Origin of the sequence: Corynebacterium sp. 21KM1197, assembly GCF_033783015.1 — a bacterium.
In the GTDB taxonomy this organism is placed as follows: Bacteria; Actinomycetota; Actinomycetes; order Mycobacteriales; family Mycobacteriaceae; genus Corynebacterium.
In genome coordinates this window covers 1,731,000-1,753,346 of the sequence record NZ_CP123907.1, presented here as the reverse complement: position 1 = coordinate 1,753,346, position 22,347 = coordinate 1,731,000, and the positions used below count along the sequence as shown (strand labels likewise).

20 protein-coding genes are annotated in these 22,347 nt (G+C 64.3%); 17 read left to right on the top strand and 3 right to left on the bottom strand.

Annotated elements, in window-relative coordinates; translation table 11 throughout:
• Positions 1-21 precede the first annotated feature (21 nt).
• The 4 genes from OLW90_RS08480 (at position 22) to ndk (ending at position 5,040) form a co-directional block, all read left to right on the top strand.
• The gene (locus OLW90_RS08480) at positions 22-2,640 is read left to right on the top strand and encodes a valine--tRNA ligase (protein WP_319651861.1); all 2,619 of its coding nucleotides are present in this window, start codon (positions 22-24) and stop codon (positions 2,638-2,640) included.
• 53 nt (positions 2,641-2,693) lie between these two features.
• Positions 2,694-4,112 (top strand): bifunctional tetrahydrofolate synthase/dihydrofolate synthase, encoded by a 1,419-nt coding sequence (folC, locus tag OLW90_RS08475; RefSeq protein WP_319651860.1) that lies wholly within the window; start codon positions 2,694-2,696, stop codon positions 4,110-4,112.
• Complete coding sequence (locus OLW90_RS08470) at positions 4,109-4,552, top strand: DUF4233 domain-containing protein (protein WP_319649659.1); 444 nt, start codon at positions 4,109-4,111, stop codon at positions 4,550-4,552. The genes folC and OLW90_RS08470 overlap by 4 nt, the downstream gene beginning before the upstream one ends.
• A 77-nt stretch (positions 4,553-4,629) precedes the next feature.
• Positions 4,630-5,040: a nucleoside-diphosphate kinase gene (gene ndk / locus OLW90_RS08465; RefSeq protein ID WP_055121424.1), complete on the top strand. Its 411-nt coding sequence runs from the start codon at positions 4,630-4,632 to the stop codon at positions 5,038-5,040.
• 91 nt (positions 5,041-5,131) lie between these two features.
• On the opposite strand, the gene OLW90_RS08460 is transcribed toward ndk, so the two are convergent.
• A complete protein-coding gene (locus OLW90_RS08460) occupies positions 5,132-5,548 on the bottom strand; it encodes a hypothetical protein (protein ID WP_319649658.1) in 417 nt (138 codons plus the stop codon).
• 434 nt (positions 5,549-5,982) lie between these two features.
• Between OLW90_RS08460 and OLW90_RS08455 the strand changes: the two genes are divergently transcribed.
• The 3 genes from OLW90_RS08455 to rpmA all read left to right on the top strand — a co-directional run bounded on the left by OLW90_RS08455 (position 5,983) and on the right by rpmA (position 9,818).
• Positions 5,983-9,039, top strand: a complete 3,057-nt coding sequence (locus OLW90_RS08455) for a translation initiation factor IF-2 N-terminal domain-containing protein (RefSeq protein WP_413464463.1) — start codon at positions 5,983-5,985, stop codon at positions 9,037-9,039.
• A gap of 167 nt (positions 9,040-9,206) precedes the next feature.
• Positions 9,207-9,512 carry a 50S ribosomal protein L21 gene (gene rplU, locus OLW90_RS08450; protein ID WP_319649657.1) on the top strand — a complete coding sequence of 102 codons (306 nt, stop codon included), beginning with the start codon at positions 9,207-9,209 and terminating at the stop codon, positions 9,510-9,512.
• A gap of 30 nt (positions 9,513-9,542) precedes the next feature.
• The gene (rpmA, locus tag OLW90_RS08445; RefSeq protein WP_319649656.1) at positions 9,543-9,818 is read left to right on the top strand and encodes a 50S ribosomal protein L27; all 276 of its coding nucleotides are present in this window, start codon (positions 9,543-9,545) and stop codon (positions 9,816-9,818) included.
• Between the two features lie 140 nt (positions 9,819-9,958).
• Here rpmA and OLW90_RS08440 read toward each other — a convergent pair whose 3' ends face one another.
• A complete protein-coding gene (locus OLW90_RS08440; RefSeq protein ID WP_319649655.1) occupies positions 9,959-10,297 on the bottom strand; it encodes a hypothetical protein in 339 nt (112 codons plus the stop codon).
• A 245-nt stretch (positions 10,298-10,542) separates the two neighbouring features.
• Between OLW90_RS08440 and obgE the strand changes: the two genes are divergently transcribed.
• The 5 genes from obgE to OLW90_RS08415 are packed head-to-tail and all read left to right on the top strand — an operon-like array spanning position 10,543 to position 16,530.
• Positions 10,543-12,066, top strand: a complete 1,524-nt coding sequence (gene obgE / locus OLW90_RS08435; RefSeq protein WP_319649654.1) for a GTPase ObgE — start codon at positions 10,543-10,545, stop codon at positions 12,064-12,066.
• 59 nt (positions 12,067-12,125) lie between these two features.
• A complete protein-coding gene (proB, locus tag OLW90_RS08430; RefSeq protein ID WP_319649653.1) occupies positions 12,126-13,229 on the top strand; it encodes a glutamate 5-kinase in 1,104 nt (367 codons plus the stop codon).
• A 36-nt stretch (positions 13,230-13,265) separates the two neighbouring features.
• A complete protein-coding gene (locus OLW90_RS08425; RefSeq protein ID WP_319649652.1) occupies positions 13,266-14,186 on the top strand; it encodes a D-isomer specific 2-hydroxyacid dehydrogenase family protein in 921 nt (306 codons plus the stop codon).
• A 20-nt stretch (positions 14,187-14,206) separates the two neighbouring features.
• Positions 14,207-15,238, top strand: a complete 1,032-nt coding sequence (locus OLW90_RS08420; protein ID WP_319649651.1) for a hypothetical protein — start codon at positions 14,207-14,209, stop codon at positions 15,236-15,238.
• 26 nt (positions 15,239-15,264) lie between these two features.
• Complete coding sequence (locus tag OLW90_RS08415; RefSeq protein WP_319649650.1) at positions 15,265-16,530, top strand: glutamate-5-semialdehyde dehydrogenase; 1,266 nt, start codon at positions 15,265-15,267, stop codon at positions 16,528-16,530.
• Here the strand turns inward: OLW90_RS08415 and OLW90_RS08410 are convergent.
• Complete coding sequence (locus tag OLW90_RS08410; protein ID WP_319649649.1) at positions 16,527-17,585, bottom strand: asparaginase; 1,059 nt, start codon at positions 17,583-17,585, stop codon at positions 16,527-16,529. The genes OLW90_RS08415 and OLW90_RS08410 overlap by 4 nt on opposite strands.
• Before the next feature lie 90 nt (positions 17,586-17,675).
• On the opposite strand from OLW90_RS08410, the gene OLW90_RS08405 reads away from it, so the two are divergent.
• The 5 genes from OLW90_RS08405 to rsfS all read left to right on the top strand — a co-directional run bounded on the left by OLW90_RS08405 (position 17,676) and on the right by rsfS (position 22,344).
• Positions 17,676-18,113, top strand: coding sequence for a hypothetical protein (locus tag OLW90_RS08405; protein ID WP_319649648.1), 438 nt, complete (start codon positions 17,676-17,678; stop codon positions 18,111-18,113).
• Between the two features lie 50 nt (positions 18,114-18,163).
• Positions 18,164-19,150, top strand: a complete 987-nt coding sequence (locus tag OLW90_RS08400; protein ID WP_319649647.1) for a hypothetical protein — start codon at positions 18,164-18,166, stop codon at positions 19,148-19,150.
• Positions 19,151-19,288: 138 nt separating this feature from the next.
• Entirely contained in the window at positions 19,289-20,998 is a 1,710-nt protein-coding gene (locus OLW90_RS08395) for a hypothetical protein (protein ID WP_319649646.1), read from the top strand.
• 81 nt (positions 20,999-21,079) lie between these two features.
• Entirely contained in the window at positions 21,080-21,700 is a 621-nt protein-coding gene (gene nadD / locus OLW90_RS08390; protein ID WP_319649645.1) for a nicotinate-nucleotide adenylyltransferase, read from the top strand.
• 176 nt (positions 21,701-21,876) lie between these two features.
• Positions 21,877-22,344 (top strand): ribosome silencing factor, encoded by a 468-nt coding sequence (gene rsfS / locus OLW90_RS08385; protein WP_319649644.1) that lies wholly within the window; start codon positions 21,877-21,879, stop codon positions 22,342-22,344.
• Positions 22,345-22,347 lie beyond the last annotated feature (3 nt).

The following is a 22,347-nucleotide window of genomic DNA, read 5'->3' as shown; positions in this document are numbered from 1 at the left end:
GGCGCTAAGATAGGCGGCGTGATTGAGAACCGCGCCGAGAAACTGCCTAAGAGTTGGGACCCCCACGCCGTCGAGGCCGAGCTGTACCAGCGCTGGATAGATCGGGGATACTTCCAGGCCGATCCCGCCAGCGCCAAGCCGGCTTTCTCCGTGGTGCTGCCGCCGCCCAACGTCACCGGCCAGCTTCACATGGGGCACGCCCTGGATCACACGCTGATCGACGCCATCGTGCGCCGCAAGCGCATGCAGGGCTACGAGGTGCTGTGGCTGCCGGGCATGGATCACGCGGGTATCGCCACCCAGACCAAGGTGGAGGCGCAGCTCAAGGAAAAAGAGGGCATATCGCGCTATGACCTCAGCCGCGAGGAGTTCGTGGAGCGGGTTTGGGAATGGAAGAAGCAGTATGGCGGCACGATCCTAAATCAGATGCGCGCCATTGGTGATTCCGTGGATTGGTCGCGCGAGCGCTTCACCCTGGACGAGGGGCTTTCGCGCGCCGTGCAGACCATATTTAAGGAACTCTTTGATCGCGGCCTGATTTACCGCGCCAACCGCCTGGTCAATTGGTCGCCCGCGCTGCGCACGGCAGTCTCGGACATCGAGGTGGTGTACAAGGACGTCGAGGGCGAGCTGGTGAGCTTCCGCTACGGCGATGGCGAGGATTCCCTGGTGGTGGCCACCACGCGCGTGGAGACCATGCTTGGTGACGTCGCCATTGCCGTCCACCCCGAGGACGAGCGCTACGCACACATGGTGGGCAAGGTGCTCCCGCACCCCTTCCGCGAGGACCTGAGCATCAAGGTCATCGCGGACAGTTACGTGGACCCGGAGTTTGGCACCGGCGCGGTGAAGATTACCCCGGCGCACGATCCCAACGATTACGCGATGGGCCAGCGTCACGGCCTGGACATGCCCACCATCATGGACGAGTCCGGCTATATCGCGGGCACCGGCACCCGCTTCGACGGGCTTAGCCGCGAGGAGGCCCGCGAGGCCCTGCGCGAGGCCCTGCGCGAGCAGGGGCGCATCGTCAAGGAGGTGCGCCCCTACGTGCACTCCGTGGGCCACTCGGAGCGCTCCGGCGAGGCCATCGAGCCGCGCCTTTCCCTGCAATGGTGGGTGAAGGTGGAGAGCCTGGCGCAGATGGCGGGCGATGCTATCAGGGAGGGCGATACCACCCTGCACCCGGCCGCCCTGGAGCCGCGCTACTTTGACTGGGTGGATGACATGCACGATTGGTGCATTTCTCGCCAACTGTGGTGGGGTCACCGCATTCCCATCTGGTACGGCCCCGAGGGCGACGTGGTGTGCGTGGGCCCGGACGAGGAGCCTCCGGCGGGCTACGAGCAGGACCCGGATGTGCTGGATACCTGGTTCAGTTCCGCGCTGTGGCCGTTTTCTACGATGGGCTGGCCGGAATCCACCCCGGAGTTGGCCAAGTTCTATCCCACCTCCGTGCTGGTCACCGCCTATGACATCCTTTTCTTCTGGGTGGCGCGCATGATGATGTTCGGTACCTTTGCCGCCACCATCACCCCGGAGCTGGAGAACACCGTTCCGTTCAAGGACCTCTTCCTGCACGGCCTGGTGCGCGATGAAAAGGGCCGCAAGATGTCCAAGTCCCTGGGTAACGGCATCGACCCGATGGAATGGGTGGAGCGCTTCGGCGCGGACGCCCTGCGCTTTACCCTGGCGCGCGGCGCGAACCCCGGTGTGGATTTGCCGGTGGGCGAGGATCACGCGCAGAGTTCCCGCAACTTTGCCACCAAACTCTTTAACGCCACCCGCTTTGCCCTGATGAAGGGCGCGCAGGTGGGGCCGGTGGTGCGCGAGGAACTCACGGACGCCGATCGGTGGATCCTCGATCGCCTGGAGCAGGTGCGCACCAGCGTGGATGCCTACCTGGAGGACTACCAGTTCGCCAAGGCCAACGAGGAGTTGTACCACTTCACCTGGGACGAGTTCTGCGACTGGTACCTGGAGATAGCCAAGACCCAGGAACCCGAGCCCACCCGCTTCGTGCTCGGGCGCGTGCTGGACGTGGTGCTGCGCCTGCTGCACCCGGCCATGCCCTTTGTCACCGAGGTGCTGTGGACGGCGCTCACGGAGGAGGAATCCATCGTGATCGCGCCCTGGCCCACCGCCGCGGATACCAACGAGGGCGCGCAGCCCGATGAGGTGGCCGCGCGCCGCATCGAGGATTCCATCAAACTCATCACGGAGTTGCGCCGCTTCCGCTCGGATCAGGGGGTGAAGCCCTCGCAGCCGGTTCCGGCCCGCATTGATTGCTCCATCGTTGATCTGACCGGGCAGGAGGAACTGGTGCGCTCGATGGCGCGGGCCACTTACCCGGAGGAGGGATTCACGGCGTCGGCAAGCATCGAGGTGCGGCTCTCCCAGGCCACGGTGGAGATCGCCCTGGATACCTCGGGCACCGTGGACAAGGAGGCCGAGCGCAAGCGCCTGGAAAAGGAACTCGCGGCGGCCAATAAGGAATTGGATACCACGGGCAAGAAGCTGAATAACCCGAACTTTGTGGATAAGGCCCCGGCCGAGGTGGTGGAGAAGATCAAGGAGCGTCAGCGGATTGCCACCGAGGAGGTGGAGCGGATCACCGCGCGCCTGGAGGGGCTGCGGTGAGCGAGGGAAGCGGCGTTCACCTGGATGAGACGGGCCTGACCCTGCCCATTGACATGGCTGGGGATAAGCCCGAGGAACCGCAGGCCCGCCCGATCACCCCGGAGGATCTGCGCGCCCTCGCTGAGGTGGAGGCGGAACTGGATCAGCGCTGGCCGGAAACCAAGATCGACCCCAGCACCGAGCGTATGGAGGCCCTGATGGATCTGCTGGGCACCCCCCAGCGGACGTACCCCGCCATTCACGTGGCGGGCACCAACGGCAAGACCTCCACCGTGCGCATGATCGAATCCCTGCTGCGTGCCTTCCATCGCCGCACCGGACGCACTACCTCCCCGCATCTGCAACTGGTCACCGAGCGCATTGCTATCGACGGCCTGCCGATCCACCCCAGCGACTACGTGCGCACCTGGCGGGAGATCGAGCCCTACGTGGCGATGGTGGACGAGCGCTACGGCACCCCCATGTCCAAGTTCGAGGTGCTCACCGCGATGGCCTTCGTGGCCTTTGCCGACGCCCCGGTGGACGTGGCCGTGGTGGAGGTGGGCCTGGGCGGGCGCTGGGACGCCACCAACGTGATCGGCGCGCAGGTGGCCGTGGTGACCCCCGTGGGCCTGGATCACACTGATTATTTGGGCTCCACCCTGGCGGAGATCGCCGGGGAAAAGGCCGGGATCATCACCTCGCGCTGGGACAAGGATGACTTGCTCACCCCGCCGGATAACGTGGCGATCGTGGCCGAGCAGGAGCCGGAGGCCGCCGAGGTGATCCTGCGCCGCGCCGTGGAGGTGGACGCCGCCGTGGCGCGCGCCGGGGTGGAGTTTGGGGTGCTGGAATCCACGGTGGCCGTGGGTGGGCAGCGCCTGAGTATCCGGGGCCTGGGTGGGGAGTACACCGATATTTTCCTGCCGCTTTCCGGCGAGCACCAGGCGCGCAACGCCGCCGTGGCCCTGGCGGCCGTGGAGGCGTTCTTTGGCGCGGGTGCGGGCCGCCAACTAGACGAGGACACCGTGCGCCGTGGCTTCGCGGAGGTGGCCTCGCCCGGTCGCCTGGAACGAGTGCGCTCGGCCCCGACCACTTTTATCGACTCCGCCCACAATCCCCACGGCATGCGCGCCCTGGGGCGGGCCCTGGACCGGGACTTCACCTTTGAGCGCCTCATCGGCGTGGTGGCGGTGCTGGGGGATAAGGACGCCCCCGGCGTGCTGCGGGAACTGGAACCGCACGTGGCGGAGGTGGTGTGCACCCGGAACTCCTCACCCCGCTGCCTGGAACCCGAGGAACTGGCGGAGTACGCGCGCGAGATCTTTGGGGAGGAGCGCGTACACGTGATGGATACCCTGCCGGGCGCGGTGGAACTGGCCGTGGAACTGGCGGAGGAGGCCGAGGTGCAGTCGGGAGCCGGGCTGATTATCACCGGATCGGTGGTCACCGCCGGGGAAGCCCGCACCCTCTTTGGAAAGGACCCCGCATGACGCAACCGCAGGAACCGCAAGAATCGGCTCAGGATTCTCAGTACGGCCCGCTGGGGCCGGGGCACGCCCCGGAAAAGGACCCTATGAAGGGAATCGTGGGGGTGATGTCCGCCACCATGTGCATGGAGGCGATCACCTTTTACTTGGCGCTCACCGTGATCGCCCGGGTGGACGGCGGGGCCCATTGGACGCCCGTGTCCGCCATCTACGTCACCGCGATGGCCACCATTATGCTCATCGTGTCCTTCCTCCAGCGGTATCGCTGGTCCATTCCCGTGAACCTCGCCCTGCAAGTAGTGGCCCTGGGTGGATTCTTCTTCCACCCCTCCCTGGGCATTGTGGCCTGCGTGTTCATTGCGGTGTGGTGGTATGTGCTGCACCTGCGGTCCAGTCTGATCGCCCGCATGAAGCGCGGCCTGCTCACCACCCAGCACATGTAGGCCGTGGGCTCCTGCCCCCGAATGAGGGTGTGGGGCGGGGCCTGCTCGGGGGATAGGAGTCCGGTACAGTAACGGGCATGACTGAACGCACTTTGATTCTGATTAAGCCGGACGGCGTGGCTCGCGGCGTGGTGGGCAACATTCTCTCCCGCATTGAGGCCAAGGGCCTGAAGTTCACCGCCCTTGACCTGCGCGTGGCTGACCGCGAGACCGCCGAGAAGCACTACGCCGAGCACCAGGACAAGCCCTTCTTTGGGGAACTGGTGGACTTCATCACCTCCGCGCCGCTGATCGCGGGCGTGGTGGAGGGCGAGCGTGCCATCGAGGCATGGCGCCAGCTCGCCGGCGGCACCGACCCGGTTTCCAAGGCCACCCCCGGCACCATTCGCGGTGACTTTGGCCTTTCCGTGGCGGAGAACGTGGTGCACGGTTCCGATTCCCCCGAGTCCGCCGAGCGCGAGATCGGCATTTGGTTCCCCAACCTGTAAAGGGGTAGGAGAAAAGCCGGGGCGTGTGCTCCGGCTTTTCTTTTGCTTATCGACGCCCTGCCCTACCGTGGCATTGTGCAGGGGCAGGAGGTTAGGCACGCTGGGGCGTGGCCTGGGTGGCGCGGGAAAGGGCGTGAACCCCCTCGGCGGTGAGCGCCATGAAAATCTTTTCCTCATCGTTTCCGGCGTCCACGGCGCTGGTATAGAGCAGCCCCGCAGCCTGGGGCTCCCGGGCGGTGCGTAGGACCATCGTGGCGTTGGTATTTAAAGCATGGGCTACCAGGCGGGTGCGTACCCGGACACCCTCTACCGCGCCGAGGGTGTAGAGCGTGGATAGGAGTTCGCGGTGCTGCTGGGAGGCCTTGATCTGTTCCTCGCTGACCTCTATTTCCTTTTCTAATACCTCGCGGGCGTGCTTACGGCCGTTGTGGGCCACAAGGCGGTGGGAGTAACGATTGAGGAGGGTGAAAAAGATGGAAACAAAAAGCGCAGCGATCAGACCGATCATGATGCTGCTGCCAAGCCAGGTTGAGATAGACGACCAGACTAGTATGACAGCTAATGGAAGCCACGACTTGTCACTAGAATATATTTCTCGGTGATCCCAATTATCCGAGGAGTTAATAGGCAAGCGGCTGGTGGACAACACAAAATAGATGAGGATGATGGCGTAGAGGATTAACGCCCAGAATTCTTGGTCTATGATGCTGAGAAAACTACCAATGCCCATTCCTACTCCGAGAAGGATCGAGAGCGACCACGGGAGGGCGAGACGGTCGAAAGCGCGTGTGAGTGTCATAGCACTCAGGGTATGCAAAGATGGGGGAGAATGCTTACCAACCCCGTGTGGCGGCGGTATGTCCCTGACCTTTCGTTTCAATGAGAACGAGGAGGGGGGGCTCAGCGCCCGGGGAGACTTATAACTTCAAGGAGTGAATAAACGTGGCAGAAAGCCGGAAGAAGAAGGCCGCCGAGTCCACACTGGCGGAATCGGCCAAGGGCTTTGATCGCAGTCAGCTCGGGGCAAAGACCAGGGTGCACGCCCTGGCGAAGATGATGGGGGGAACCTCCAAGGAACTGGTGGGGGCGCTGAAGGGCCTGGGGTGGAACAAGGTGGCGCAGTCCACGTTGAGCCCGGAGGAAGTCACTGCGCTGCTGGATCACCTGGCCGGTGCGGCGGATACGGGGGATAAGCGCAAGGACAAGGCGGAGCGGCCCGCCGAGTCCACCGCAAAGGCTGAGCCGGAGGGCAAGCCGAGCAAGAGGGCCAAGAAGGACAAGGACAACAAGGACAAGGACGCCGAGCAGCCTGCGGAATCGGAGGAAAAGATCCGGCACCGCGTGGAAAAGAACGTGGCCAATGAGATCCACCAGATTGAGGAGAAGGTAGAAAAGGACCTTTCTGAGCAGGTGGCTCAGGCTGAGGTGGCTCAGGAGAAGGAGCGCGCGGCCGAGGAAAATGAGGCGGACGCGCAGCCGGTTTCCGAGGAAGAACAGGAAGAAAACACCCCGGTAGAGGCCGAGGTAGAGCCAGAACAAGAGCCGAAACAAGAGGACGAGGAACCGGAGAAGCCCAAGGCTGCCAAGCGTGAGCGCTCTCGCAGGGCCACCAAAAAGACCGCCAAGAGGGCTCCCGAGGCGGAACCGGAAGAAGAGCCGAATACGGAGCAAGAGGCTCCCGAGGAACAGACAGAACAAGCAGAGCAACAAGAACAGCCGGAGGAAGAGCACTCCGCAGGACGTTCGCGGCGTCGGCACCGCCGCGTGACCCGGCGCACGAGCACCGCCCAGGCGGAGCCAGCACCGGAACCCGAGGCCGAGGAGGAACCCCAGCAACCGGAAGAAACCCAGCCGGAGGAGGAGAAGGGGGCGTCGGAAAGCACCAAGCGCCGACGTGGACGCCGGGGCACCCGCCGTGGACGTGGCGAGCAGGAGGCTAGCCAGGACCCGGATCCGCAAGAGGAAGCGGAGGAGCCCGAGGCTGAGGAGATTCAGGAGCCGGTGGCGCTCAAGGGCTCCACCCGGTTGGAGGCGCAGCGGCGTCGGCGCAGCGAGCGTAGCGACGAGGCGCGCCGGAAGCGCCACGTGATCTCCCAGGCGGAGTTCCTGGCGCGCCGGGAATCCGTGGCGCGCACGATGGTGGTGCGCGAGCGCGATCGGCAGGATCATCACGGCGTGGTCACGCAGGTGGGCGTGCTGGAAGACGATCTGCTGGTGGAGCACTTTGTCACCTCGGATCAGCAGACCTCCATGATCGGCAATATCTATCTGGGCCGGGTGCAAAACGTGCTGCCCTCGATGGAGGCGGCGTTCATTGATATTGGCAAGGGGCGCAACGGGGTGCTCTATGCCGGTGAGGTGGATTGGAAGGCCGCAGGCCTGGGCGGGCGTTCCCGCAAGATCGAGCAGGCGCTGCGCGCGGGCGATCAGGTGTTGGTGCAGGTGACCAAGGACCCGGTGGGGCACAAGGGTGCGCGGCTGACCACGCAGATTTCCCTGGCTGGGCGTTTCCTGGTGTACGTGCCCGGTGGACGCAGCGCGGGTATCTCGCGCAAACTTCCCGGCCCGGAGCGCAAGCGCCTCAAGGACATTCTGAAGGAAGTGGTGCCCAACCAGGGCGGCGCGATTATCCGCACCGCCGCCGAGGGTGTTTCGGAGGAGGCCATTGCCGCCGACGTCCGCCGCCTCCACGATCTGTGGGAGGACATTCAGGCTCGGGCCGAGGAGGAGAAGGGATCGCGTGGAGCCACCCCGGTGACCCTCTACGAGGAGCCGGACATGCTGGTTAAGGTGGTGCGCGACCTCTTCAATGAGGACTTCGGCTCCCTGGTGGTGGAGGGGCGCCGCGCGTGGAACGTGGTGCACGCCTACGTACATTCGGTGGCCCCGGATCTGGAGGATCGCCTCACGTACTACGAGCGTGCGGAGCATGGCGGCGTGGATGCCTTTGAGACGTACCGCGTGGACGAGCAGTTGCACAAGGCGCTGGCCCGCATGGTGTGGCTGCCCTCGGGCGGTTCCCTGGTGATTGATCGCACCGAGGCGATGACGGTGATTGACGTGAACACCGGGCGCTTCACCGGCTCCGGGGGCAACCTGGAGGAGACGGTTACCCGCAATAACCTTGAGGCCGCCGAGGAGATCGTGCGCCAACTGCGCCTGCGCGATCTGGGCGGCATGATCGTGATCGACTTCATCGACATGGTGCTCCCAGAGAACCGTGACCTGGTGTTGCGCCGCCTCAAGGAAGCCCTGGGCCGGGATCGCACCCGTCACCAGGTTTCCGAGGTCACCTCCCTGGGGCTGGTGCAGCTCACCCGCAAGCGCCTGGGCACCGGCCTGCTGGAAACGTTCTCCACCGAGTGTCCCACCTGCGAGGGGCGCGGAATCCTGGTGCACGAGGACCCTGTGGAGCACGGCGCGGGGGAGAAGGCAGAGAAGTACGCCGAGGCGGATCGCAAGCGCAAGAGCGCCAAGAAGTCCGCTCAGGAGCAGTCCCCGGTTTCTGCGGTTTCCGAAGCGTCGGCGGTTTCTGGGGGTTCCGCGCCGAAGGAGCCGCAGCGTTCCATCGAGGAACTGGCCTCCGCCGTGGTGGTGGCCGAGCCGGGCGAGATGTCCGAGGTGGAAAAGATCGCCGCGGCGGCGGTGGAAACCGCCGATGAACTCGATCCGCACGAGCCCAACGGCGCGCACTATGAGCAGGCCGTGGCGGAGTTCGAGGCCTCCCCGCGCCGCCAGCGCCGCACGCGCGGCAATTCCCGCTCTGATCACCGCCCCCAGCCGGAGGATTTCACCGCCAAGCAGCAGCAGGAGGAGGAAAGCGCTATTCGACGCCGCCACCGCCGCCGTGTGGTGCGCCGAGGAGCGGCTAAGGAGGCAGCCGAGGCCTCGGCGGCGGTGCGTCGCAAGCCGGAGATTGTGCGCCGGGAGCCGGAGTCTGCCGATTCCGTGGCTTCCCGACGCCGTGGGCGTCGCCGCGCTACGCGCCGGCGAGGTTAAGGGCGGTTTGTGTTCAGCGGCTGTGACAGGGTAACCTTTGACAGTCGCTGTTTTGGGGCGAATTCCACCTATCTGTGTGATGTCAGCGCTCCGAAGCAATTGAGTACCTGTCCATGTCAGGCCTGTGAGGGTCTGAGTCGAGATAACAGATAAGGGGTAGCCCTCCGATGTACGCGATCGTCAAGACCGGCGGAAAGCAGTACAAGGTTGCCGAAGGTGACCTCGTCAAGGTCGAGAAGATCGAGGGTGAGCCGGGTTCGTCCGTGGCTCTCACCCCGATTCTGCTCGTCGATGGCGCTGATATTAAGTCCACCGCTTCCGAGCTTGAGGGTGTGAAGGTCTCCGCGGAGATCGTCGAGCAGACCAAGGGCCCGAAGATCAAGATTCTGAAGTACAAGAACAAGACGGGCTACAAGGTTCGTCAGGGTCACCGTCAGAAGCTGACCGTCATCAAGGTCACTGGCGTCAAGTAATTTAGCTTTTAGCGAGGGAGGCAAAACCCAATGGCACACAAGAAGGGTGCATCTAGCTCTAGTAACGGTCGCGATTCAAATGCCAAGCGCCTCGGCGTGAAGCGCTTTGGCGGCCAGAAGGTGAACGCCGGTGAGATCCTGGTGCGCCAGCGCGGCACCAAGTTCCACCCCGGTGAGAACGTTGGCCGTGGCGGCGATGACACGCTCTTCGCCCTCAAGGAGGGTGCAGTGCAGTTCTCCATCAAGCGCAACCGCCGCATGGTGAACATCGTGGAGGCCGAGCAACCGGTCGCCGCGTCCGCCTAATATCTTTGGCCTCGAACCCCCGTTGTTCCTCGTAGAGGAGCGGCGGGGGTTTGGTTATGGGCGGAGGAAAAGCAAAACCCCGGGCCTGCGGGGAAAACCACAGGCCCGGGGCCATGAGGGGATCGGCCGGAACGCGAGGCTTATGCCTCCTCGTCCTCCTCGGCGGCACCGCCGAAGGCGAGGTCCTTCAGACCACCGAGGGTGTCGGTGATGCCCTTGGCGGTGTCCACGCCCTTCTTGGCGTTGTCCAGGCGCTTGCCGGTCAGATCGGCCTGCTCCTCGGGGGAGGGCTTGGTGGCAGTGGAGGGCTTGGTCTCCTGGGCAGCCTCCTGCACGGTCGCGGTGGTGGACTCGGTCGCAGCGGCGGCGTCGGCAGTGGTATCCGTCCCCTCCGCTGCGATGGCGGTGGTGGCCAGCGCGCCGCCGGTCAGGGCGGCCGCAGCGGTGGCGGAGGCAAAGAGGCGCGTCATCTTCTTCATGTTCAATACCTTTCTGAAGCGGAAGCGATCAGTGCGTGCCCCAGGCTAGGGGCGGGGTGGGGCGCGGACAAGGGGACGGCCGGGATTGTCAGGGGACGTTACTTAGGGAAGTGGCCAAGGCAGGTTCCGTTAAGGTTCGAGCAAGACGCATAAGGAGTGCGCACCGCGTCGAACGGCCCCGACGTATCCGGGTGGTACCATTCTGAGTGCTTAGACTGCACATATATATAAGGGGTATTGCTGATATGGCTCGCTTCATTGACCGCGTGGTCCTGCATTGTTCCGCCGGCGATGGCGGCCACGGTGCGGCCTCGGTGCACCGGGAAAAGTTCAAGCCGCTGGGCGGCCCCGATGGCGGCAATGGCGGCCACGGCGGGGACATCGTGTTAGAGGTGTCCAACCAGGTACACACGCTGTTGGACTTCCACTTCCACCCGCATCTCAAGGCCAAGCGCGGGGCCAATGGCGCGGGCGATCATCGCAACGGCGCACGCGGGGAGGATCTGGTGCTCCAGGTGCCGGTGGGCACCGTGGTGTTGGACGAGTCCGGCGAGCCCCTGGCCGATCTCACGGTGCCGGGTTCGCGCTTCATCGCCGCCACCGGCGGGTATGGCGGCCTGGGCAACGCCGCCCTGGCCAGCCGCAACCGTAAGGCCCCCGGCTTTGCACTGAAGGGGGAGCCGGGTGAGGAACTTGATCTGATCCTGGAGCTGAAGTCCGTGGCGGACGTGGGCCTGGTGGGCTTTCCCTCGGCGGGGAAGTCCTCGCTGATCTCGGTGCTTTCCGCGGCACGCCCCAAGATCGGGGATTACCCCTTTACCACCTTGCAGCCCAACCTCGGGGTGGTGAACGTGAGCAACCAGACCTTTACGATGGCCGATGTTCCCGGCCTGATTCCGGGAGCGAGCGAGGGCAAGGGGCTGGGCCTGGACTTCTTGCGGCACATCGAGCGCACGGCGGTGCTGGTGCACGTGGTGGATACCGCCACCCTGGAATCGGGGCGTGATCCGGTTTCCGATATTGAGGCCCTGGAAAGCGAGCTGGCCGCTTATCAATCCGCGCTGGATCAGGATACCGGCCTGGGTGACCTGCGCGAGCGTCCCCGCATCATCGTGCTGAATAAGGCCGATGTGCCGGAGGCGGAGGAACTCGCGGAGTTCGTTAAACCGGAGCTGGAGGAACGTTTTGGCTGGCCCGTTTTTATCATCTCCGCCGTGGCGCGCCGGGGCCTGGAGCCCTTGAAGTACGCCCTGCTGGAGATCGTGGAGGAGGACCGCAAGCGCCGCCCCAAGGAGAAGAAACAGGAGAACACGATTATCCGCCCGCGCGCGGTGGACGCCGGGGGCCGCAATGCTAAGGCCGGCCGGGACTTCGAGGTGCTGCCCGACCCGGAGGAGCCGGGGGCTTACCTGGTGCGCGGGCGCAAGCCGGAGCGCTGGATCACCCAGACGGACTTTGACAACGATGAGGCCGTGGGCTATCTGGCTGACCGCCTGGCGCGGGCCGGGGTGGAGGAGGCCCTGTTTAAGGCCGGTGCCCAGGAGGGGGCCACCGTGACCATCGGTGAGGTGAGCTTTGAGTGGGAGCCGCTGACTACCGCCGGTGATGAGATGGTGATGACCGCGCGCGGTACCGATCCGCGCCTGGCCCGTTCCCAGCGCGCCTCCGCTGCGGAGCGCAAGCGCGCCTCCCAGGCGCGCCGTGGCCTCATTGATGAGTACCACTATGAGGACGAGGGCCCCTCGGATCGGGAGCGCTGGCAGGGCTAGCACCGGTGGTTTCCTGGCCCGCTGCTGGGCCACCATCAGGTGTGTACCATGTAGTGAGCATGAGACAATATCTTGCTCACGCAAAGCGGATCGTAGTCAAGATCGGGTCTTCTTCCCTCACCAATGAGGCCCACACCGTGGACACGTCCCGGCTCGATGAGATCGTGGACGCACTCACGGCGCGCATGGAGCGCGGCACGGATGTGATCGTGGTGTCCTCCGGTGCGGTGGCCGCCGGAATGGGGCCGCTGGGCCTCAAGCAGCGCCCCACGGATCTGGCCACCAAGCAGGCGGCGGCGGCCGTGGGCCAGGTGGAGTTGGCGCACGAATGGGGCAAGTCCTTTGCTCGTTACAACAGGACGGTGGCCCAGGTGCTCCTCACCGCTGGCGATACGGGGGTGCGCGACCGTGCCCGCAACGCCCAGCGCACCATTGATCGGCTGCGCCAGATGGGCACGGTGCCGATCATCAATGAGAATGACACGGTGGCCACCTCGGAGTTCCACTTCGGCGATAATGATCGCCTCTCCGCCCTGGTGGCGCACCTGGCCTGGGCGGACGCCCTGGTGCTGCTCTCGGATGTCGATGGCCTCTATGACCGCAACCCGGCGGAGCCGGGCGCCAAGTTCATTTCCGAGGTGCGCGGCGATGAGGATCTGCGCGGGGTGGCCGCAGGCGATGGCGGGGCCGTGGGCACCGGGGGCATGGCCTCGAAGATCTCGGCGGCGCGCCTGGCCTCTCAGGGCGGGGTGCCGGTGCTGATGGCCTCGGCGGCGTCGATAGGCCGTGCGCTGGATACCGCGGATGTGGGCACGGTGTTTTACCCCAAGGACAATCGCCTGTCCGCGTGGAAGTTCTGGGCGCTGTACGCGGCGGATATTGCGGGCAAATTGCGTATCGACGCCGGGGCGGCCCAGGCCGTGCGCTCCGGCGGGACCTCGCTGCTGGCGGTGGGAATTACCGAGGTGCTGGGTGACTTTGAGGCCGGGCAGATCGTGGACATCGTGGACGAGGACGATGAAATAGTAGGGCGCGGCGAGGTGGCCTATTCCGCTGCGACCTTGCAGGGAATGAAGGGGAAAAAGACTTCCGAATTGGCGGAGGAACAACGCCGAGCCGTGGTACACACGGATTATCTTTCCTACTTTGCCTCGCGCCGTTAATACCCGCACCGCTGATAAATAAGGAGGAGAAAAACGATGCGCTTTGCCATGCTGCCCAAGGCCTGGCCCGCCGTGGTCTCCGCCCTGGAGGAGGCGGGGCACGAGCAGACCTCCCTGGACCGGGCGGAGTTCCTGGTGTTCAACGGCGGCGCCGAGGACTTCCCCGAACTTCCCGAGGGGTTGGGCTACGTGCAGACGGCCATTGCCGGGGTGGACGGCCTGCGCGAGGCGGGCCACCTGAGCCAGCGGGTGCGCTGGGCCAACGCGGCGGGGCTGTACGCGGACTCCGTGGCGGAGGGAACCCTGGGGCTTATGCTGGGGGCCGCGCACATGTACAAACTGGTCACCGCTCGGGCCTCATGGGAGGTGGCCAGGAAGATCCAGTATGAATCCCAGTTCCTCTACGAGGATAAGACCGTGATGATCGTGGGGGCCGGGGGGATCGGGCGGCGGCTGATGGAGCTGCTGGCGCCCTTTGGCTGCGAGGTGATTGCGGTGAATAAGTCGGGGCGGCCTGTGGCGGGGGCGGCGGCAACGTACCCGATGGAGCGGCTGCAAAGCGAGCCGGAATTGTGGGGCCGAGCGGATTTTGTGGTGCTACTGGCACCCCTGACCGAGGAAACCCAGGGCCTGATGAACGCGGATGTGCTGGGCCACATGCGGGATTCGGCCTTCCTCATCAACGCCGGGCGCGGCGGCCTGGTGATCACCGATGACCTGGTGGCGGCCCTGCGCGCGGGAACTATCGCGGGCGCAGGACTGGACGTGATGGAACCGGAACCCCTGCCGGATGGGCACCCGCTGTGGGAACTGGAAAACTGCCTGATCACCCCGCACACCACCAACACCATTCCGATCATGAAGAAGCGCCTGGGTGCTCTGGCCGTGCGCAATGCGGAATTGTTTGCGGCGGGGGAGCGCATGGAAACGGAGTTCGATCCGGCGGCAGGGTACTAGCGGTGGAAGGGGAGAATCGCATGGGTGAGGAACCAACGGAAGAACCCCGGATGCCGGAGGACGTGGAGGTATGGGAGATAGATCACCCGGAGCTGGGCCAACTGCGGGTGTGCATGGGACGCGCCGAGCGGCTGCGGGAGATCGACCCCGGCTTTCCGACGGAGGACAACGAGGAAAGTGAAGACAGCGAGGGCGGCTCCGAGGAGGACAGCACCGATAATGCCGCCGCCGCAAGAAAAATAGCCGCCGAGGCGGAGAAGAAGGGCAAGGGAAAACAGGCCCGCCTGCTCAATTTCCTGGCGGGGATCAGCGAGGGCACCCCCGCCGTGCTGGTCACCCGCGACGAGGCGGTGGTGGCGCGGTACGCGCAGCTTGATGAGCGCAAGATTCCCCTGGATAAGAAGGCTGCGGAAAAACTAGAGGAGGGCAGTTACACCCTGAATATCACCACTCCCTCACGCCCGCGCTTGGTGATGGATACCGGCTTTTGGGACGGGTGGGTGAAGTCCATCTACGTGCAGGACGCCCACGGTGGCACCGTGGATATTATTCCGCCCGAGGGCTCCCGCGCACAGAAGTATTACCGGGCGATGGAGCAATCCCCGTGGAAGCGCCTGGTATATCCGCTGCTGGGCGGCATGGGCAAGGCCGGGTGGGCCGTGGGCGTGCTGGTGCTTGGCCCGCTGATTTCCCGGCTCATCTCCTGGCTGCTGAGCCTATTCCCGGATGTATCCCTGCCCTCGATTCCCATGCCGGATATTTCCCTTCCCTCTATTTCCCTCCCCAGTATCTCGCTGCCGAGTATCCCGTGGCTGGATATACCCTGGCCCGATATTTCCTTGCCCTCGATCACGGTGCCGGAGTGGGTCAAGGTCATTGTGGAGCATGAAAAGATCTGGCTCCCGCTGCTCGTGGGCCTGGTGGTGGGGGTGATCTCGCTGCGCCGCGCGCGCAAGGCACGCAGCACCCGGCAGCGGTGGAGTGGCGCCGAGGGAGATTCGGTTGCGTATGAGTCGGAAGAACCTGGGGAGGAGAAACCGGAAGAGAAGTAGCGTGACCTCGCGTACACTGGCGGGGTATGGAATCTCATACTCGTGAGTCAGAACGCGCCGAGGTCCTTGCCCTCGCCCGGGCAGCCAAGGAGGCGTCACCGCAGATCGCCAGGCTGACCTCCGCGCAGAAGAACGAGGTTCTCCACGCCGCCGCGCAGGCGCTGGTGGAGAACGCGGAGAACATACTTCAGGCCAATGAGCGCGATGTTCAGGCTGGTCAGGACGCCGGAATGGACGATTCCCTGGTGGATCGCCTGCGGTTGGATACCGCCCGGATCGAGGGGATCGCCGGGGGATTGCGCCAGGTGGCGGCTCTGCCCGATCCCGTGGGGGAGGTGGTGCGCGGCAGCACCATGCCCAACGGAATCCAGATGCGCCAGGTGCGTGTGCCCCTGGGCGTGATGGGCATGGTGTACGAGGCCCGGCCTAATGTCACCGTGGATGCCTTTGGGCTGGCGCTCAAATCCGGCAACGTGGCGTTGCTGCGCGGCTCCAAGTCCGCCCGTAACTCCAACGCCGCCCTGGTGGAGGTATTGCAGGAGGTGCTGCGGGCGCACGACCTCCCACAGGAGGCGGTGCAATTGCTTCCCTGCGAGACGCACGATTCCGTCCAGGACCTCATCACCGCGCGGGGTCTGGTGGACGTGGTGATTCCGCGAGGCTCCGCCCGCCTGATTCAGGCGGTGGTCACCGGGGCCACCGTGCCCACCATCGAGACGGGCAGTGGCAACTGCCACTTCTACATTGACGCCGAGGCGGATCTCGATTCCGCCATTGAGATGGCCCTCAACGGCAAGGTGCGCCGCCCCTCGGTATGCAACTCCACTGAGACGGTGCTTATCGACGCCGCCCTGCCCTCTACCGCGCAGCAGCGCATCGTCGCGGCCTTCCAGGAGGCGGGCGTGACCGTGCATGGCGATCCCGCCCACCTCGACGGCGTGGTTCCCGCCACCGACGAGGACTGGGCCGAGGAATACCTGAGCATGGACATCGCCGCCGCCGTGGTAGACGGCGTGGACGGGGCAATCGCTCACATCGCCCGGTGGTCCTCCGGGCACACCGAGGCCATTGCCACCCGCAATCACGCCACCGCGCAGCGCTTCGCCCGCGAGGTGGACTCCGCAGCCGTGATGATCAACGCCTCCACCGCCTTTACCGACGGCGAGGTCTATGGCATGGGTGCGGAGATCGGCATTTCCACCCAGAAACTCCACGCGCGCGGGCCGATGGCCCTGCCGGAACTCACCAGCACCAAGTGGATCCTGGAGGGCACCGGACAGGTACGGCCCTAAGCGCGAGGGGCAAAGAGCGCGGCCGGGTCCGTGCCGGTGGCCAGCGCCGCCGCGAGCAGCACCCGCGCCTGCGCCGCGCGGAAATAGCCGGAACTAATCACACCCCGCTCGCGCAGGGTGGCTCCGCCACCGGCACCGCCGTAGGCGGCCTCCACGCTGCCGGTGGGCACGCGGGTGCTCATCACCACGGGCACGCCCTGGTCAAGGGCCTTCTCGATGGCGGTGGCCATCTCCCCGCCCACGTTTCCCGCGCCCATGCCCTCGATCACCAGGCCGCGAGCGTTACGGGCCAGGGCGGCGTCGATAAGCGCGCGGGGCGCGCCGGGATAGGCGGTGATGATCTCCACGGAGGTGCTCTCCAAGGGACTGAGCCGCAGCGGGGCGGGGTGTGGGCTTTCCTCAGGGGCATTATTGGCAAAGCCGTCTACCTCGGTGGTGTGGGCCTTATACGTGCCGCGCGCCGGGAACGTGGAACCACCAAAGGCAATAAACGCGCCCTCGGGGGTGTTTGTATCCGCCGCCATGGCAATGGCCTGGGCGAGGTTATCGGGCCCATCGGGGTGGGGATCATCGGCGGGCTTCATCGCGCCGGTGAGCACGATGGGCCGGGAATCCGGGCGGAAAGTATCCGCTGCCACGGCGGTTTCCTCCATGGAGTCGGTGCCGTGGGTGACCACCACGCCGGTGATCTCAGGATCGCCCATGGCTTCCCGAATGGCGGAGAGAATGGTATCTGTGTCGCGGAATGTCATGGCGGAGGAATCCAGCTGCGCCACCTGACGCACCTGGAGATCGAGGTTGGGGCCAAAGCGATCGCGCACGGTATCGAGCAACTGCTCCCCGGTGAGGGTGGGGACCAGGGCACCGGAGGAATCGGCGGTGCTGGCGATGGTGCCGCCGGTGGTGAGCACCACCACGCGGCCGTGGAGATCGCGGAGCGAAGATTCCGTGGTGGGATTGGTGCTGGTACCGGCGCTGCGGTCGGAGGCGGAGCATGCGGTGAGGAGGCCGATGGTGGCCAGGAGAGCCACCATCGTGCGGATCAGCAGTCTCATGGTTTGAGTATATGGCGGGGTGGGGCAGGGGAGAGGGGAATGTGACGAGTACCCCTCAAAGAGATTTCTTGTGGGAGTATTGTTTATCGCATGGATATTTCTGACTTTGAGGGAGCGATCCAAGCCTTAGATCGAGGAGACGTTGATTCGGTTATCGATAGTTTTCGACGACATTCGGGGGAGGAATGGGTAGGCGATCTTTATGAATGGAAAGAGGATAATGCTGAACGGGTAAGTAGATTTATCCAGGAAGTTGTTTCTGTATTGCCTGATGATGTGACCTTTGAAAAGGTGCAGAGCCTTGTCGAGAACTATATTCTCGCACTTGTGCATCTTCCTCATTCTATCGACCTGGCCGCTGAGTCCTTGGTGGTGTATTGGAACCGTTGTCAGAATGCGAACCCTCAAGAATTGTGTAGATACTTGGGTTTACTGGTTGAGCATCCTGATGGGCATAGGGTTGCGGAGATTGCTTCTAAGGCAATCAACCTTAACTGTTGGCCGATGAATGGTTCTGAGCCGTCATAACCCTCCCTTTGGGGTAGGGTATCCATAGTTTTTTAGAAAGGTGTAAGGCTATGGTTCGATCCAGGTATTCCTTCCGTCTCGCGGTGGTCTTGGCGTCTCTTGCCGTCGCGGCGGCGTCGTTGAGCGCCCCCGCAGCGGCCCAGGCCACGCGGAACGTACCGGAGGCGGGGGCAACGCACGCCCAATGTCCGGCGGTCACGGTGATCGCGGCGCGCGGTTCGGAGCAGAATGAGAATCTGGAGCCCACGCGCTATAGCCCGGAGGCTCCCTGGGTGAGCAATGGCTACGAGGAAGAAAATATCCGGGCCTTCTTCCAATTTTCCGAGCAGCGGTACCGGGAGCGCACCGGGCAGTCGCTCATGCGGGACGTGCAGGTGCTTCCCCTCGATGCCTCCGTGTATCCGGCTTCCCTGCACCTGCCGCGCCTGGCGGAGGTGGGAGAGAACATGACCGCGCTGGAAACCATGCGGCGCCTGGGGCAATTGCTGCGCGAGACCCCCGCGCATGAGATCGCCTGGAACGCGGTGCGAGGCTTTGCGGATTCGCTGGTCAATGGCACGTTGAGCGTGGATAACGTGATAGCGGATTATGAGGCGGAATCGGGGTGTAAGCCCCAGTACGTGTTCTTTGGATATTCCCAGGGGGCGATCCTGCTTTCCGCGCGGGAGCGGGATATGCAGCGCTCCTTGCAGGGGCGGCTTGTGGGAACCTTATACATCGGCAACCCCATGTTGGCGTGGGGCGATACCTCGCTGGTGGGCGATCCGAAGAACGGGATAGGACTGCTGGGGCTTGCCCCGCTGAACTCGCGCACCCTTTCCGCGGTGGACGAGCAGCACCGGGTGAATTATTGCCTGCGCGATGATTTTGTGTGTGATGCCGGGTTGGAGTCCTCCTCCAAGGCGTTTTCCGGGGGTGGGGGTACGCACGCGCTGTACTTCCTGGACGCCGCAGAAAACCCGGAGCAGGCCTCCCCGGCGGAGATCGCTATGGCGGATTCCTTTGCCCGGTGGGTGGAGGAATCACGGATTAAGTAAAACATGGGCGGCGGACGCGGGTCTATGCTGATTCTGAGCGTAAAAGAGGAAGGATGACCCGTGCTTTCTGTACCAAATAATCGTCGTAAGTCTCGGCTTCTACGAGCCTCCGCCGTTGCTATTTCTTCCCTCGCTTTGATGGGCGTCGGGTTGCTCCCTGGGCCAAACCCCAGTACGCCGAGCGCCGCCGCAGCGATCACAGCAACCACGGCAGAACCGCAGGCCACGCTTGCGGACTCCCCGCAGCCGGTGATCCCCGCTTCCGCAGGCCCCAAGGAGTGCGTGCCGTATCTGGGTGATCTCCTTAAGGGAAACGGGCAATTTCCCCTGGGCCTCGTGCCGCCGGATTATGGGACTCGGGGTTACGCGGATCTGCCGGTGAGCGCGCCGCAGGGGGAACTTCCGCAGCGGGTGGATCTGCGGGATAATACCCAGGGGTTTAACGCGCAGATCGAGGTGGCTTTGCACCAGGGCGCGCTGTTTGCGCGCCGCGTGGGCGAGCAGCAGTGGCGCGATCTTCCCACCCCGGACTGCCTGCGTGGCGAGATCGTGAGCATATCCCTCAACGATGATGCTCTGGTGGCCCTCGACGGTGATGGCTGGATGTACACCCTTTCTAACCTGCAATCTAGCCCGGATCGCTGGGGCTGGATCAGGGCCTGGGGCGGGCCGGTGTGGTTGGGCAAGGGGCTGCAATCTCCCACCACGCAGCCGGGGCGGTGGGCGTTGAGTTTGATCGGCACGTACACGGATCGGGTATATGACACCCCGGATGGGAAGCAGCAGCCGGTTTCTCTGGCCAAGGTCACGCAGGTGGTGGCGCTGAGCGAGGACGGCTCGCGTATTTATTCCCTCGACCCCTGGCTGGCGCGCGATTATTCCTATGAGGTGGGCACACCGTGGAACTCCCGTTTTCAGGCGGAGGCGATCTCCGCCTCCGGTTCGATGATATTTATCACCAATAAGTACGGCGATATGTACACGCGCCTTTCGGACTTTGATATTAATGGTTCCGATCCCGCGCAATTCCGATACGGCTGGGGAGAGGATCAGCGCCCCGCCGCGACCGACGCCGCGCAGCACCGCCTTGATGAATCCACGGCTCCCATCGGCCTGCCCGCCGATGATTGGCACCAGCAACCCAAGATTCCCGGGCGCATCACCAACCGGCTTTCCATTCATTCCACCGCGCCGGGCTCGAATAACCGGGAATTGCGGGTGGAGGGGATCGACGCCCAGGGCACCACGGGATTCTGGCGCAAGGAATTAACCGGGGATCACTGGGACTTCGTGCCCACCGGAACGCCCCTTGCAGGCGTGGAATTGGAGAACTCCCCGCAGGATCGCAGCGCCGAAACCCTGGCGGCCCCCTCACCCTTTTCCTATCGCGGGGAATTGCACCCCGGTGTGACCATGACCGTTTCCGAGTTCGCCTATGCCTCACCCAAGCGGGACGTGACCATCACCGCCGGTGGGCGCGATTATCGCTTTGTGCTGCACAGCATTGATGGGCGGTTGGGCACTCCGCTTTCCATGCGCATGCTCCCGGTGGAGGGGGAGTTTGGTTCCCGCCCGGCGGGATTGGCGCAGGAAGTGCCGCGCAATTATATGGCGGCCCTGGAAATGCCGGAGGATACGCGAGGCCAAGTGGGGCAAGACGCTGCGCATAATCCCGCCCTGGCGCGCTTCCTGGAGGAATACATAGGCGGCGAGCGCTATCACCAGGTGTATTTGAAGGTCACCCCGCAGACGATGGAGGTGTGGAACTCCCCGGTGGAAAACATGGCGGTGCCGTTGATCAGTGAGGTGGCACGCCTGGAACACACCGGGGAAGCGGAGGCCGGATAGCGCCCAGCCAGCGGGGAGCAGTAGCCGGGAGCACCAGGAGGAGCCACCGGGGCGTCCGATAAGCAGTAGAATCCTGAAGCCATGAATAACCGTGAGGCGACCGCACCCCGCATTGGCGTGATGGGGGGGACTTTCGATCCCATTCATCACGGGCATTTGGCGGCGGCGAGCGAGGCCGCCGATCAATGCGGGCTGGACGGGGTGGTTTTTGTGCCCACCGGGCAGCCCTGGCAAAAGGTGGATAAAAAGGTATCGGCGGCGGAGGATCGGTACCTCATGACGGCCCTGGCCACCGCCGAGGATGAGCGGTTTTCCGTGAGCCGAGTGGATATTGAACGCGGCGGAAATACCTATACCATCGACACCCTGCGCGATCTCCGCGCGCAGTTTCCACAGGCGGAATTGTTCTTTATCGCCGGGGCGGACGCGCTCTCCGGTATTACCTCCTGGCGGAATTGGCAGGAAGTATTATCGCTTGCTCGGTTTATTGGGGTCACGCGGCCGGGATATGAATTAACGCGCGACGATCTGCCCTTGGAATACTCAAAATATGGCGATCGAATAACGCTGGTGCAGGCACCGGGGTTGGATATTTCCTCCACGCAGTGCCGTCGCCGCCGCCAGCAGGGGCGACCTATTAGATACCTGGTGCCCGGGGCGGTGGCGCGGTATATCGAGCAGAACGGGCTTTACGCGGGTTAAGGCTACGCGGGCTAAGGAGCGGCGAGGCAAGCGCGCCGAGCAATTCCGCACCCAAGAAGCCGCACCACGATCACCGCACGGGAACGCGGCGTCGCTAAGCATTGGCCTGTGACCTGCATTTCGTGGAATGATGGGTGCTGGTATGTACCCCTTGATACGAGCAACGAAGGACTTGCGTGACTGTATCTGAACAATCCCGCCACCTGGCCGGTATCGCGGCCCGCGCGGCGGAGGAAAAGCAGGCCAGCAATATCGCGGTCATTGATGTCTCCGACGTCATGGCCATCAGTGACGTTTTTGTTATTGCCTCGGCCGATAATGAGCGCCAGGTGCGCTCCATCGTCGAAGAGGTGGAGGACGCACTGACCCAGGAGAACAAGGAGCCGCTGCGCCGCGAGGGACACCGGGAGAACCGCTGGGTGCTCCTGGATTACGGCTCCCTGGTGGTGCACGTGCAGCGCGAGCCGGAGCGCGAGTTCTACGGCCTGGATCGCCTCTACCGCGATTGCCCGCTGATCGAGGTGGAGGGCATTGACACCCCGCAGCGCCCCGGCGAGTGGGCCGAGGAGGTGGACCTGCGGCAGGTGCAGTCCATCGAGGATATTCCGCTGGCGGCGCAGGCCCCCGGCGAGGACGAATACTAATCC

Excerpts from the sequence above, each read along its gene's own strand:
- OLW90_RS08425 (WP_319649652.1), top strand. The coding sequence starts at position 13,266 with ATGCGCTTTGCCATGCTGCCCAAGGCCTGGCCCGCCGTGGTCTCCGCC.
- OLW90_RS08410 (WP_319649649.1), bottom strand. The coding sequence starts at position 17,585 with ATGAGACTGCTGATCCGCACGATGGTGGCTCTCCTGGCCACCATCGGC.
- proB (WP_319649653.1), top strand. The coding sequence starts at position 12,126 with ATGAGACAATATCTTGCTCACGCAAAGCGGATCGTAGTCAAGATCGGG.
- ndk (WP_055121424.1), top strand. The coding sequence starts at position 4,630 with ATGACTGAACGCACTTTGATTCTGATTAAGCCGGACGGCGTGGCTCGC.
- OLW90_RS08470 (WP_319649659.1), top strand. The coding sequence starts at position 4,109 with ATGACGCAACCGCAGGAACCGCAAGAATCGGCTCAGGATTCTCAGTAC.
- rpmA (WP_319649656.1), top strand. The coding sequence starts at position 9,543 with ATGGCACACAAGAAGGGTGCATCTAGCTCTAGTAACGGTCGCGATTCA.
- nadD (WP_319649645.1), top strand. The coding sequence starts at position 21,080 with ATGAATAACCGTGAGGCGACCGCACCCCGCATTGGCGTGATGGGGGGG.
- OLW90_RS08400 (WP_319649647.1), top strand. The coding sequence starts at position 18,164 with ATGGTTCGATCCAGGTATTCCTTCCGTCTCGCGGTGGTCTTGGCGTCT.
- OLW90_RS08415 (WP_319649650.1), top strand. The coding sequence starts at position 15,265 with ATGGAATCTCATACTCGTGAGTCAGAACGCGCCGAGGTCCTTGCCCTC.
- OLW90_RS08405 (WP_319649648.1), top strand. The coding sequence starts at position 17,676 with ATGGATATTTCTGACTTTGAGGGAGCGATCCAAGCCTTAGATCGAGGA.
- OLW90_RS08440 (WP_319649655.1), bottom strand. The coding sequence starts at position 10,297 with ATGAAGAAGATGACGCGCCTCTTTGCCTCCGCCACCGCTGCGGCCGCC.
- obgE (WP_319649654.1), top strand. The coding sequence starts at position 10,543 with ATGGCTCGCTTCATTGACCGCGTGGTCCTGCATTGTTCCGCCGGCGAT.
- rplU (WP_319649657.1), top strand. The coding sequence starts at position 9,207 with ATGTACGCGATCGTCAAGACCGGCGGAAAGCAGTACAAGGTTGCCGAA.
- OLW90_RS08460 (WP_319649658.1), bottom strand. The coding sequence starts at position 5,548 with ATGATCGGTCTGATCGCTGCGCTTTTTGTTTCCATCTTTTTCACCCTC.
- OLW90_RS08420 (WP_319649651.1), top strand. The coding sequence starts at position 14,207 with ATGGGTGAGGAACCAACGGAAGAACCCCGGATGCCGGAGGACGTGGAG.
- OLW90_RS08395 (WP_319649646.1), top strand. The coding sequence starts at position 19,289 with ATGGGCGTCGGGTTGCTCCCTGGGCCAAACCCCAGTACGCCGAGCGCC.
- folC (WP_319651860.1), top strand. The coding sequence starts at position 2,694 with ATGGCTGGGGATAAGCCCGAGGAACCGCAGGCCCGCCCGATCACCCCG.